General features: G+C 64.7%; 12 protein-coding genes and 1 tRNA gene. 4 read left to right on the top strand and 9 right to left on the bottom strand.

The genetic code is table 11. From position 1 onward, the window contains the following. Positions 1–48: 48 nt before the first annotated feature. Positions 49–1,170, bottom strand: coding sequence for a glutamate 5-kinase (gene proB / locus I6F24_RS34535; protein ID WP_036008728.1), 1,122 nt, complete (start codon positions 1,168–1,170; stop codon positions 49–51). A 191-nt stretch (positions 1,171–1,361) separates the two neighbouring features. Between proB and I6F24_RS34530 the strand changes: the two genes are divergently transcribed. Continuing rightward, the gene (locus I6F24_RS34530) at positions 1,362–2,327 is read left to right on the top strand and encodes a Bug family tripartite tricarboxylate transporter substrate binding protein (RefSeq protein ID WP_036024653.1); all 966 of its coding nucleotides are present in this window, start codon (positions 1,362–1,364) and stop codon (positions 2,325–2,327) included. A 160-nt stretch (positions 2,328–2,487) separates the two neighbouring features. On the opposite strand, the gene I6F24_RS34525 is transcribed toward I6F24_RS34530, so the two are convergent. The 3 genes from I6F24_RS34525 to I6F24_RS34515 form a co-directional block, all read right to left on the bottom strand. Continuing rightward, positions 2,488–4,122 carry an alkaline phosphatase family protein gene (locus tag I6F24_RS34525; protein ID WP_225152548.1) on the bottom strand — a complete coding sequence of 545 codons (1,635 nt, stop codon included), beginning with the start codon at positions 4,120–4,122 and terminating at the stop codon, positions 2,488–2,490. 237 nt (positions 4,123–4,359) lie between these two features. Next, a complete protein-coding gene (obgE, locus tag I6F24_RS34520; protein ID WP_225152546.1) occupies positions 4,360–5,400 on the bottom strand; it encodes a GTPase ObgE in 1,041 nt (346 codons plus the stop codon). Between the two features lie 85 nt (positions 5,401–5,485). Then, entirely contained in the window at positions 5,486–5,968 is a 483-nt protein-coding gene (locus I6F24_RS34515) for a MaoC family dehydratase (RefSeq protein ID WP_225152544.1), read from the bottom strand. A 269-nt stretch (positions 5,969–6,237) separates the two neighbouring features. Between I6F24_RS34515 and I6F24_RS34510 the strand changes: the two genes are divergently transcribed. Next, positions 6,238–7,152 carry a DMT family transporter gene (locus I6F24_RS34510; RefSeq protein WP_225115127.1) on the top strand — a complete coding sequence of 305 codons (915 nt, stop codon included), beginning with the start codon at positions 6,238–6,240 and terminating at the stop codon, positions 7,150–7,152. Positions 7,153–7,326: 174 nt separating this feature from the next. On the opposite strand, the gene I6F24_RS34505 is transcribed toward I6F24_RS34510, so the two are convergent. The 3 genes from I6F24_RS34505 to rplU form a co-directional block, all read right to left on the bottom strand. Further along, positions 7,327–7,920, bottom strand: a complete 594-nt coding sequence (locus I6F24_RS34505; protein WP_225152542.1) for a GNAT family N-acetyltransferase — start codon at positions 7,918–7,920, stop codon at positions 7,327–7,329. A gap of 161 nt (positions 7,921–8,081) precedes the next feature. Then, complete coding sequence (gene rpmA / locus I6F24_RS34500) at positions 8,082–8,351, bottom strand: 50S ribosomal protein L27 (protein WP_025032812.1); 270 nt, start codon at positions 8,349–8,351, stop codon at positions 8,082–8,084. Between the two features lie 103 nt (positions 8,352–8,454). Beyond that, on the bottom strand, positions 8,455–8,841 hold the full coding sequence (gene rplU, locus I6F24_RS34495) for a 50S ribosomal protein L21 (protein ID WP_036008712.1): 387 nt from the start codon (positions 8,839–8,841) through the stop codon (positions 8,455–8,457). 332 nt (positions 8,842–9,173) lie between these two features. Here rplU and I6F24_RS34490 point away from each other — a divergent pair, with 332 nt between their 5' ends. Then, a complete protein-coding gene (locus I6F24_RS34490) occupies positions 9,174–10,301 on the top strand; it encodes an ROK family protein (protein ID WP_036008710.1) in 1,128 nt (375 codons plus the stop codon). A 174-nt stretch (positions 10,302–10,475) separates the two neighbouring features. Here I6F24_RS34490 and I6F24_RS34485 read toward each other — a convergent pair whose 3' ends face one another. After that, entirely contained in the window at positions 10,476–11,339 is an 864-nt protein-coding gene (locus I6F24_RS34485) for an alpha/beta hydrolase (RefSeq protein WP_225132192.1), read from the bottom strand. Positions 11,340–11,499: 160 nt separating this feature from the next. Here I6F24_RS34485 and I6F24_RS34480 point away from each other — a divergent pair. Further along, positions 11,500–11,589, top strand: a tRNA-Ser gene (locus I6F24_RS34480). A 35-nt stretch (positions 11,590–11,624) separates the two neighbouring features. On the opposite strand, the gene I6F24_RS34475 is transcribed toward I6F24_RS34480, so the two are convergent. After that, a complete protein-coding gene (locus I6F24_RS34475; protein WP_225152540.1) occupies positions 11,625–12,536 on the bottom strand; it encodes a LysR family transcriptional regulator in 912 nt (303 codons plus the stop codon). Between the last annotated feature and the right edge of the window lie 99 nt (positions 12,537–12,635).

The following is a 12,635-nucleotide window of genomic DNA, read 5'->3' as shown; positions in this document are numbered from 1 at the left end:
GGCGGGGAGGGTATGGCTGGTCTCCCGGCGGCGAGCGGGGCGGGGCCCTTACCCGCCCACCACCAGATCATCCCGGTGGATCATCTCCGCGCGGCCGCTGATGCCGAGGATGGTCATCACATCTGGGGAGGAGCGGCCCTTGATCCGCTCGGCATCATCGGCGTCATAGGCGATCAGGCCGCGGCCGACCTCGCTGCCGTCGGGGCCGCGCACGATCACGGCATCGCCGCGGGCAAACTGGCCCTCGACCTTGTTCACGCCGGCCGGCAGCAGGCTGGCCCCGGCCCGTAGCGCGGTCACCGCGCCGGCATCGATGGTCAGCGTGCCCTTCGGCTCCAGCGTGCCCGCGATCCAGCGCTTTCGCGAGGTGATGGGATTGGCCGGCGTCAGGAACCAGGTGCAGCGGCCGCCATCGGCGATCGCCTGCAAGGGATGCTCGATCTTGCCGGAGGCGATCAGCATATGCGTGCCTCCGGTCGTCGCGATCTTGGCGGCCTCGACCTTGGTGCGCATGCCACCGCGCGACAGCTCGGACTCGGCATCGCCCGCCACCGCCTCGATCTCCGAGGAGATGCTGTCGACGACGGGAATGAGTTTTGCGTTCGGATTGTTCTTCGGCGGGGCATCGTAGAGCCCGTCGATGTCGGACAGCAGCACCAGCAGGTCGGCGCTCGCCATGGTCGCGACGCGCGCGGCGAGGCGATCGTTGTCGCCGTAGCGGATCTCGGTGGTCGCCACCGTGTCGTTCTCGTTGATCACGGGGATCGCGCGCCATTCCAGCAGCTTGCCGATGGTGGAGCGCGCGTTGAGATAGCGGCGGCGCTCCTCGGTGTCCTGCAGCGTCACCAGGATCTGGCCGGCGCCGATACCGTGGGCGCCAAGCACCTCCGACCAGATTCGCGCCAGCGCGATCTGACCGACGGCGGCCGCGGCCTGGCTCTCTTCCAGCTTCAGCGGGCCGCGCGGCAATTTCAGCCGGCTGCGGCCGAGTGCGATCGAGCCGGAGGAGACGACCAGCACGTCGCGCCCTTCCTTGTGCAGCTTGGCCATGTCGTCGGCCAGTGCAGCCAGCCAGGACGCACGCACCTCGCCCCTGTCGGAATCCACCAGCAGCGCTGAGCCGACCTTGACGACGATGCGGCGGAATTGGCTGAGTTCGGGGCTGGCCATGTCTCTTGTGTGCTGGCGCTGGATGCGAATGACGGCGGAGCGACAGGCGGCGCCGATGAGCCCTGCTTTTGCAGCAGGACGGTGACCGGCGCAAGTCAGCCGGGATGGTAAACGACGCATGTCGGCCTTGTGTCAGCCGTCCGTCTGGCTCTAATGGCGATCAACGATAAACGGGCCGAAAGAGGAAACGAATGGATCGCCGCAAATTCATGGCCGGATGCCTCGGCCTGCCGCTGTTCGCGCAGGCGGGTGGTGCGCGGGCGCAGGCCGGGCTGACGAAGATCATCTTCCCGTTTGCGGCCGGAGCCGGCGGCGACACGCTGTGCCGGCTGCTCGCGCAGGAGATGGCTCCGCTGCTGCAGCGGACCGTCGTGGTCGAGAACCGCACCGGCGGCGACGGCCTGATCGGCATCAAGGCGGTGAAAGGCGCGAGCCCCGACGGCAGCATGGTGCTGGTGACGACAGGGCCGACCATGTATCTGCTGCCAATGGTGGAGGCGACGCCGAGCTTCGACACGGCCAGGGATTTCATGCCGGTGTCGCTGCTGGCGCGCTTCGAGTTTGCGCTGGTGATCGGCCCGGGCATCGATGCTGCCGATTTCAAAGCGTTCGTAGCGTGGCTGAAATCGCATCCGGACAAGACCTCGTTCGGAGTGCCGAGCAACGGCACCATTCCGCATTTCACCGGCTCCAAGCTCGAGAAGGATCTCGGTATTCCCCTGACCCGCGTGCCCTATCGCGGCAGCGCGCCGATCCTTAACGACCTCGTCGGCGGCCACATTTCCTTCGGGATCACCACGCTGGCGGACGCGCTGCCGCAGCACCGCGCCAAGGGCGTGAAGATCATCGCGGTCGCGAGCGCGGAACGTTCACCCTTCGCGCCTGACGTGCCCACGCTGAAGGAGAGCGGCATCGATCTCGTTGCCGACGCCTGGTACGGCATGTGGCTTCCCGCCGGCAGCCCGCCGGAGTTCGCGAGCAAGCTCGGGGCGGCGGCGAGCGCCGCGCTCGCCAAGCCGGAGGTGAAGGAGAAGTTGACGGCGATCGGGCTGATTCCGATCGGCAGCAATGCGGACGCGCTATCCAAGGAGCTCGCCGCGAACACCGCGCTGTGGCAGCCGATCGTGAAGGCGACGGGCTACAAGATCACGAATTGAAGGCTGCCTCTTCTCCCTCTCCCCGTTCTTACGGGGAGAGGGTTGGGGTGAGGGGCTGTCTCCGCGAAAGCGCTGGCAATTGAACTCGCGGAGAGTCCCCCTCATCCGGAATTTGCTCTCGTAAATTCCGGCCTCTCCCCGCAAGCGGGGAGAGGCTGCTTCACATCTTCGCGCGCTGGGCGATGCCGTCCTTGATCGCCGCGAGCTCTTTCTCGTCCCAGATGCCGATCAAGATCCCACCCTTCACCTGGAGCTGACTATCCGCATAGGCGGCGATCTTCTCGCGTGGTGTGGTGATATGATCGTTAGGATGCAGCGCCCAGTCGAACAGCTCGGCCTGGAGCCGCGCGATGATGCCGGCGCATTCCGGATCGTCGCCGCGATCCAGATATTCGTCCGGATCGGTTTCGAGGTCGTACAGCATCGGGCGGAAGCCGGAGGCGTGGATGTATTTCCAGCGTCCGTCGAACACCATGAACAGGCGGCAGCGCTCGATCGGCTGGTTCAGCTTCAGCCGTACGTCCTGCATGGCATAGTCGTATTCGGAGAACGCCACCTTGCGCCAATCTGATGGCGTGCGCCCGCGCAGCAGCGGCAGCAGCGAACGTCCTTCGAGGATATGGCCCGCCACCTTGCCCCCGAAATAATCGACGAAGGTGGGCGCGAGATCGATTCCCTCGACCAGCGCGTCGCTGCGTGTGCCGCGCGTCGCGTCGGCTTCTTTCGAAGGATCGATGATGATCAGCGGGATCTTTGCCGATTGCTCGTGGAACAGGTCCTTCTCGCCCATCCAGTGATCGCCTAGATAGTCGCCATGATCGGAGGTGAACACGATCATGGTGGTGTCGAGCAGGCCGCGCTCACCTAAAAACTTCATCAGCACGCCCATCTGATCGTCGATCTGGGTGATCAGGCCCATATAAGTCGGGATCACCTTCTCGCGTGCATCATCGCGCGCCATGTTGCGGGAATAGCGCATGTCCATGTAGGCGCCGAACACCGGATGCGGATTCTGCCGCTCGCGCTCCGAGCGGATCACCGGGATCATGTCATCCGTCGAATACATGCTGGCATAGGGCTCCGGCGCGATATAGGGCCAGTGCGGCTTGATGTAGGACAGATGCAAACACCAGGGGCGGCCGTCCGTTTCCGCCTCGCTGATGAAGTCCATCGCGCGCCGCGTCATGTAGGGCGTCTCGGAATGCTCTTCTGGCACGCGCGCGGCCTTGTCGGCGTGCACCAGCAGCCAGCCGTTCTGCAAGCTGCCATCCTCGGCAGCGCCGGAATTGGCCCAGTGCTCCCAGGGATTGGTGGCTTCAAAACCCTGCTTTCGCAGATATTCGTCGTATTTCGGGCGTGGCCGTCCGGTCGGATGCAGGCCGTCGTCGCGCTCGTAAGGCTCGAAGCCGCATTCGGCGACATGCACGCCGATCATCGATTCCGGCGGGATGCCGAGCGCCTTCATGCCTTCGATATCAGGCGCCATGTGGGTCTTGCCGACCAGCACGTTGCGCACGCCGATCTTGTTGAGGTGATCGCCCAGCGTGGGCTCGCCGACGCGAAGCGGCCAGCCGTTCCAGTGCGAGCCGTGCGAGCGCATGTAGCGGCCGGTGTAGAACGACATCCGCGACGGGCCGCAGATCGGCGATTGCACATACGCCTTGCTGAACAGCACGCCGCGCTTGGCCATGGCGTCGATGTTCGGTGTCTTCAGCGTGGGATGGCCGGTGCAGCCGAGATAATCGTAGCGAAGCTGGTCGCACATGATCCAGAGAACGTTCTTCGCGCGCGCCATGCGTTGTCCCTGCCGTTTCTTGATTGTTTGATGCTGCGCTATCGCGGGCGCGAAGACAAGCCGGTGATGCGCGCGCTCGCAGCGATAGACTCCGCTGTCGTCCCCGCGAAGGCGGGGACCCATAACCACAGGGAGTCGTTTGGCGAAGACTCGTCGTTCGGTACTTCGACCCTTCGCAACAGATAGATCACGCGGTATGGGTCCCCGCCTTCGCGGGGACGACGTTGGGGAGAGAGTTTAAGCCGACCACGGCTCCGCTTCGGCCGCGCTCTTGGCCTTGGCGGAGACCGGGCTTTCGCCGATCACATCGGCCAGCGCGCGCAACGCCTCCTTGACGCCCTGGCCGGTGGCGCCCGACAGCAGCAGCGGCGTCTTATTGGCGGCGCGCTTCAGGCGGTCCTTCTGCTTCTTCAGCTCGTCCGGCTCGACCGCATCGATCTTGTTCAGCGCGACGATCTCGATCTTGTCGGTGAGCTGCCCGCCATAGGCGTCGAGCTCCTTGCGCACGGTCTTGTAGGCCTTGCCGGCATGCTCGCAGGTGGCGTCGATCAGGTGCAGCAGCACGCGGCAGCGCTCGACATGGCCGAGGAAGCGGTCGCCGAGGCCGGTGCCTTCATGCGCGCCCTCGATCAGGCCGGGAATGTCGGCCAGCACGAATTCGCGGCCGTCGGCATTCACGACGCCGAGCTGGGGATGCAGCGTGGTGAAGGGATAATCGGCGATCTTCGGCTTTGCCGCGCTGACCTTGGAGAGGAACGTTGACTTGCCCGCATTGGGCATGCCGACGAGGCCGGCGTCCGCGATCAGCTTCAGCCGCAGCCAGATCCAGCGCTCCTCGCCGGGCTGGCCGGGATTGGCGTTGCGCGGCGCGCGGTTGGTCGAGGACTTGAAATGCGCATTGCCGAACCCGCCATTGCCGCCTTCGGCCAGCACGAACTTTTCGCCGACCTTGGTGAAGTCGTGGATCAAGGTCTCGCGATCCTCGTCGAAGATCTGCGTGCCGACCGGCACCTTCAGCACGATGTTCTTGCCGTTGGCGCCGTGGCGGTCCGAGCCCGAACCGTTCTCGCCCTTCTGCGCCTTGAAATGCTGCTGGTAGCGGTAGTCGATCAGCGTGTTGAGGCCGTCGGCGACCTCGATGATGACATTGCCGCCGCGGCCGCCATTGCCGCCGGAGGGACCGCCGAATTCGATGAACTTCTCGCGGCGGAACGCCACGCAGCCGTTCCCGCCGTCACCGGAGCGGATATAGACCTTTGCTTCGTCAAGGAATTTCATGGGCCATAGGTAGGCCAGCCGGCCCCCTGCGGCAACCCGGATTGACCCGCAAACCGGCTGAAATTCCGCCGACTGCTGCCCTTGCTTAACCGGTCGGTCGCCGCCGGATCAGGAATTTCTGCAGGCCGTCCAGCACCAGCTCCTTGCGCTGGTTGAACACGGTGCTGCGCAGCGTCACCACGCCGGTGGTGCGCCCCGGCACCAGCTCGGTGATTTCGAGCGCGGGATAGATGGTGTCGTCGGCGAACACCGGCTTGAGGAACCGGCTCGACTGCTCGAGGAAGCCGACCAGGGAGTCCTCGACCATGAACGGAAACAGGCCGGCGCCGGGCGCGGTGTGGATCAGGGTCTGGAAGCCGTGGGCGAGCAGATGCGGCATGCCGCGGGCGCGGCAATATTCCACGTCGTAATGCACGGGGTGGGTGTCGCCGCTCGCGGTCTGGAATGCGGCGAACAATGCCGAGGTTTGGGTGCGGCTCGGCAGCACGAAGCGTTCGCCGACGACGAAATCCTCAAACCAGCGTTGCGTCGGGATCATGCGATGCCGGGTGGGATCGAAATCGGTCATGTCAAAGCTCTCTTTTCGTCGCTGGGCGCTTATCGCTACCGCGATGCAAACAATGCGACAATCCGTTCAATTAGGCTTGCGCGGGCTTGCCGCGGCGGCTGCCGTCATTAAAACGACTGCAAGCGACTCTATTCGCCTGCTTTCGCCGCTATCTCCCCGTCATTGCGAGCGCAGCGAAGCAATCCAGAATCCCTCCCCGGAAAGATTCTGGATTGCTTCGTCGCAAGAGCTCCTCGCAATGACGAGCCCCGAACCTGCAACTCGTCGCAATGCCCCTGTTCAAGAATCTCTCCGCCTATGACGATCGCTCCGCGCGCCTGGCCGGCATCGGGCTCATGGTGCTGTCGATCTTCATGTTCTCGTTCGGCGACGCCATGGGCAAGTTCCTGGTCGGGACCTATTCGGTGGGGCAGCTGCTATTCCTGCGCGCCTGCGCGGCACTGCTCCTGCTGTCGCCGCTGATCTGGAAGCAGCGTCACCAGTTTCTGCATCTGGAGCGGCCGGGCCTGCAGCTGGTTCGCGTCGTGCTGTCGACGCTGGAAGTCGCGGCCTTCTTTCTCGCAACCGTCTATCTGCCGCTCGCCGACGTCATCACCTATTATCTCGCCGGCCCGATCTTCGTCACCGCGATGTCGGCAATCTTTCTGGGCGAGAAGGTCGGCTGGCGGCGCTGGACCGCGATCCTGATCGGCTTCTGCGGCGTCTTGATCGCGCTGCGCCCCTCGGCGCAGACCGTCAGCCTGCCGGCCCTGATCGCGCTCGGCGGCAGTCTTTCTTTCGCGACCCTGATGCTGATCACGCGCAGCCTGCGCAAGACGCCCGACATCGTGATGGCGTCCTCGCAATTCCTCGGCACGTTCTCGCTGGGCGCAGTGCTGTCGGTGTTCAACTGGGTGCCGCCGACGCCGGGCAGCCTCGCGATCTTCGCCGCCGCCGGGCTGGTTTCGGTCACCGCGCTGTTCTGCGTCAACCGTTCGCTCAAGCTGGCGCCGGCCAGCGTCGTGGTGCCCTACCAATATTCGATGATCGTCTGGGCGGTGATCTTCGGCTTCGTCGTGTTCGGCGACGTCCCATCCATCGCAACACTCGTCGGCGCCGCGATCATTATCGGCGCCGGGTTCTACATTTATCTTCGGGAGCGCGATTTGGGACGTGAGAGCGACGAGGTCAATCCGCCGGCGTAGCCACGACGTCGTCCCGGGGCGCGCGCAGCGCGAGCCCGGGACCCATAGCCCCAGGGAGCAATTGGACGACGACCCGGAGTGGGCGCTTTGCCCCACACTGCGCTCCGGGATTATGGATCCCGGGCTCGCGCTACGCGCGCCCCGGGATGACAATTGCGAGTGCGGCGCCTCGCCCTACCGCACCCTCCTCGCACTGCTCCAGCTCTTCAGCGAGGCCCACACGCCGCGCGACAGGCGGAAGCAGTCGACGGGGGTCGAGGAGCCGAGCGCCAGGAAGCGGTGCAACTGCACGCCGCTCCACTGGAAGCCGCACTTCTCCAGCACCTTGCGCGAGGCCGGATTGGTAACGCGCGCGCCGGCGTAGAGATGCTCGTCCTCGAACTCCTCGAAGAAGAAATCGATCGCGCCGCGCGCCGCCTCGGTGGCAAAGCCCCGACCCCAATGCTCGACGCCGAGCCAGTAGCCGAGCTCGGCATTGCCGGGCTTGGAGCAATCGATGCCGACCATGCCGACCGGCCCGCTGTCGTGCTCGATCAGGAACACGGTCTCAGCTCCGAGTTCGGCGGTGGCGCGGATGAAGTCGGCGGCGTCGTCCTGCGAATAGGGATGCGGCAGGCGGCGCGTGTTCTCGGCGACACGGCGGTCGTTGGCGAGCCGGGCGATGGTCCTGACGTCGGCCAGCGTCGGCCGCCGCAAGGTCAGCCGCTCGGTGGCGACGACGCTTGGTCTCGCCTCGGCCAAGGTCACGCTCGAGAAATCCTGCAACATGTCCGGCTCCTGAAAGTCACTAAGTCAAAGTGCAAAGAACAAAGTGAGCAAAGAAAAGGGGAGGCCGGTTTCCCGCCTCCCCTTGGAGCCTTCGATCTCTTGCGATCTCTAGGACTCCGCCGGTTCAGTCGGGACCGGCGGACTCCGTTTTTGTCCACCGTCTATTCAGCAGCCTCGGCAAGCGGGAGCACCGATACGAAGGTGCGGCCGTTGGCTTTGGCTTGGAACGCAACGCGGCCCTCGATCTTGGCGAACAGAGTGTGGTCCGTACCCATGCCGACATTGAGGCCGGGGTGCCAGGTCGTGCCGCGCTGACGCGCAATGATGTTGCCGGGCGTGACGATCTCGCCGCCGAACGCCTTGATACCGAGGCGCTTGCCCTTGGAATCGCGACCGTTGCGCGATGAACCGCCTGCTTTTTTGTGAGCCATGGCTCGTCTCCGAAATCCTGCGTAGTTCTAGGTCAATTCCTTGACGGAATCATTTCAAAACGTCGCACGCATCAATTCGTGAATTGGCGTGATCGGTTTTGCGTTACTCGGCGGCTTCCGCTGCCGGCTCCTTCGTCACCTTTTCCTTCTTCGGACGCGGGCCCTTGGTGGGCTTGGCGCCGTCCGTCAGAATCTCGCTGATGCGCAGAACCGTGATCTCGTCGCGATAGCCGCGCTTGCGGCGCGAGTTCTTGCGGCGGCGCTTCTTGAACGCGATGACCTTCGGTCCGCGCTTGTGGTCGAGCACCTCGACCGCGACGGACGCGCCTGCGACCGTCGGGACGCCCAGCACCGGCGTGTCGCCGCCGACCACGAGCACTTCATTCAGCTGCACGATCGAGCCGACTTCGCCTTCGATCTTGCCTACTTCGAGAACATCATCCGGCACGACGCGGTATTGCTTGCCGCCGGTTTTGATGACTGCGAACATCGTTCTTTCTCCGTGTTCAATCCCGGCCTCGGGACGAGCGTCGTCCGGGCCGGCTTTTTGTCAGTCGCTATGGTTTATGCGAGTCTGCGTGGGCGGGAATTATCCCTTTGAAAACCCAAGCAAAAACAAGCGGCGCGAGAAACGCCCCGCGCCGGCTGTGGGACTTATAGCGGCCGAGCGCGCCAAGTCAAGGAAAAGTGGGCGAAAACCGCCCGGATTTGAAGGCTTTGGCCGCGCTGAAAGCGCGCAGCCGAATCTCGGGTGGGCTTTGCAACAAACGGGTTCCCCCGCAGTTGTCCCGGCCGGAACAGGAAAGCGGGGCAAGGGCTCTCATGGCAACAGACGAATTGGTCAAAACAACGGGCATCGCCCAGCATGGCGCCGAACGGCTGCCATCGGTCGACGTCGACAGCTTCAACATCGAGATCAAGGACGAGGACGGCTTTCTCGGCGACCGCGCCAGCAAGGGCGCGTTCCGGGAGGTGCTCGAGCGCTGGCGCAAGCCGCTGCGCAAGACGGGGGAGGACCCGTTCGGGAAGGTGCCGACCGAGGAGATCAACAAGAAGACGCTGGACGCCATCCTGATCGGCGACGACACCGAGGCCTCGGCCGTGGTGCACAGCGCGATCGAGGATTTCTCCCAGGAGCTCGCTTATGTCACGCGCCGATTCCTCAAGACCAAGGCCTGGGCCAAGACCGAGCGCATCGTCGTCGGCGGCGGCTTTCGCGATTCAAGGCTCGGCGAGCTCGTGATCGCCCGCGCCGAGATCATCCTGAAATCCGAGGGCTTCAAGATCGACCTGCAGCCGATCCGCCATCATCCTGACGAGGCCGGCCTGATCGGCGCGCTACACCTGGCGCCGTCCTGGATCTTCGAGGCTCATGACAGCATTCTCGCCGTCGACATCGGCGGCACCAACATCCGCTGCGGCGTGGTGGAAACCGGCTGGAAGAAAGCCAAGGATCTGTCCAAGGCCAAGGTGGTGCATGCGGAGCTGTGGCGTCACGCCGACGACGAGCCGACGCGCGAAGGCGCGGTGAAGCGGCTGACCAAGATGCTGAAAGGGCTGATCACGGAGGCCGAGGCCGAAGGCTACAAGCTCGCGCCGTTCATCGGCATCGCCTGTCCCGGTGTGATCAACCCGGACGGCTCGATCGAGAAGGGCGCGCAGAATCTGCCGGGCAATTGGGAGAGCAGCAAGTTCAACCTGCCGGCGAGCCTGATCGAGGGCATCCCCGCTATTGGCGAGCACGACACCGCGATCCTGATGCACAATGACGGCGTGGTGCAGGGGCTCTCGGAAGTACCGTTCATGCAGGACGTTGACCGCTGGGGCGTGCTCACCATCGGCACCGGACTTGGCAATGCGCGCTTCACCAATCGCCGCAAGGAAGGCAACGGCAAGGACCGGGATTCCACGGAGAACGGGAAGAAAAAAGGTAAAGCGGACAAGGAGTAACCTTGACCGGTTAGGTTAAGGACCGGATTGCGTTGCGGACCGCCCGTCGCACGCTAGGGTCGAATCGTCGCTTCCACTCGGCCGGCGAAGCCGCCCTTCACGGCCAGTATTTCAATAAGCGGCACGGGACCGCCAGTGTTTACCGCGTCTGGCGGTCCCACCCCGTTTTTCTCCTCAGCTCCAGCCGATGCGCGCAAAGAACGCGGCGATCTCGCGTGCCGCGCGATCCGGATTTTCCCGATGCGGGAAGTGGCCGACGCCGGGAAACATCTCGAGGTCGAGATCGCTGAAGGTCTCGGACAGCCGGTCGGTCCAGCCAAAGGGAAACAGCGGATCGTGCTCGGCCCAGCGCACGCAGGTCGGCACCGCGATCGGCGGAAGTGGCGGCGCTTCGCCCTTCATCATCGCCACGCGCCCGGCATGCGAGGCGCGGTAATGCGCAAAGCCGCCGGCGAGGTTGCCGGCTTTCAGGAAATTGTCCGTGAAGGCGTCCAGCACGTCGTCGAAGGCATTTGTCCGGTGCGCCCAGCCTTTGAGGAAATGGCTGATGTAGAGCCGGCAGCTCTCCCGGCTCGCACCGATGAGCTGTGGCGCCATCTCCATCTGGTGAAAGGACTGGTACCAGATGTGGTTGAGCCTATCGGGCGCGGCCATGCGCGGCCCGATCCCGGGATAGACGAAATCGAAGAAGAAGAGGCCCGCGAGCCGCTCGGGCGCCTGCCGGGCCAGCGGCTGCATGACAGCGCCGCCGACATCGTGGCCGACGACGCCGAATCGCTCGATGCCGAGCCGGTCCATCAGCGCCAGCATGTCGGCGGCGTGGCCGTCCGGCCCGTAAGGGCCATCCGGCTTGTCGCTGTCGCCGAAGCCGCGCAAATCGGGCGCGATCAGCGTGAAGCGGTCCGAAAGCCTCGATATCACCGGCTCCCAGGTGAGCCAGAATTCGGGCCAACCATGCAGTAAAAGCAGCGGTTTTCCCTGTCCGGCGCGGACCAGGTGGAAATCGGCGCCATTGGCCGTGACAGTCAGGTGCTCCATGGCGGTTCCTCATCGCTTGAAAGGCCAAGGGGACGACAGGCGGGACGACAAGGGCTGAATCAGGCAGCGGATTTTGCTCTTTCGCGCCTTGTCTGGCCCGCCATCCTCGCCTATTAACGCCCCCAACCACAGGGGCCCAGCTCCTAATATGGCGCCTTCAGGAGAGGTGGCAGAGTGGTTGAATGCACCGCACTCGAAATGCGGCATAGGTGCAAGCCTATCGGGGGTTCGAATCCCTCCCTCTCCGCCAGCTCAGCGACCCCCCTCCCAAATAGCTCCGCAAAGTCAGCCTGATGCCGGTGCCGTTCGCCCCGCGAGCACCATCCGCGCCGTCGCCACGAAGGCCTGCGCCGCCGGCGACAACGTCCGGCCCTGGCGCTGCAGAAGCGACACGGGGCGGGTGAGGGCGGGGCGCACCAGCGGTCTTGCGATCAGTGTCGGGAACTGGTCGGCCGGCAGCATCGTCGCGGGAAGGATGGCGAGGCCGAGGCCCTGCGCCGTCATGGCGAGCGCGGTGTTGATCAGGGTCACTTCATAAGTCGGATCGAGGCGCTTGCCCTGCGCGCTCAGGGCCTGATCGATCTGCATGCGGATGCGTGTCTCGCTGCGCATCGCGATGGTCGGCAGTTGCACCAGCTCGTCCCAGGTCAGGGAACGCCGCGCGGCGAAGTCCGCGGTGCGACGGCCGATCGCGCTCAGGCGGCCGCTCGTCAGCGTCTCGATCGTCATGTCCGCGAATTCGCCCTCCACGCTGCCGATCGCGAACTCAGCATCCGTCGTGCTCAGCCGTGGCACGAGATCGTCGGCGGCGACGTCGCGCATGTCGATCTCGATGTCGGGATGGCCAGTGTGGAATTTCGCCAGCACCATGGGCAGCAGCGCCGATGCCGTGCCGGCCGAGGCGAGAAACACGACCCGGCCGGCGCGGGCCTGCGCGAGGTCACGCATGCGGCGCGACAAGCCTTGCGCATCGCTCAGCATGCGCTCGGCGGCGGCGAACGCCTCGTCGGCGGCCAGCGTCGGCTGCACCGAGCGTGTGGAGCGGTCGAACAGCTTGACGCCGAGCTGGGCCTCGAGCTGCTGGATCAACAGGCTCGCCGCCGATTGCGTGATGCCGAGCTCGCGGGCGGCCCGCGTGATGCTGCGCGTCCGATACACGCCGGTGAAGATCCGCAGCTGGCGCAATGTGACATTCATAGAGAAATCTCATGAATTGATGAGTTCTTTCCGACTTATCGCATAAACGGACCTGCAATAAAATGCATGCTGTGCGGACGGAAAGAATCCGCGGCAAGG

The sequence above is a fragment of the Bradyrhizobium sp. BRP23 genome (assembly GCF_020194135.1).
In the GTDB taxonomy this organism is placed as follows: Bacteria; Pseudomonadota; Alphaproteobacteria; order Rhizobiales; family Xanthobacteraceae; genus Bradyrhizobium; species Bradyrhizobium yuanmingense.
Note: the sequence above shows the minus strand (reverse complement) of the source record. Positions and strands in the feature narration are given on the sequence as shown.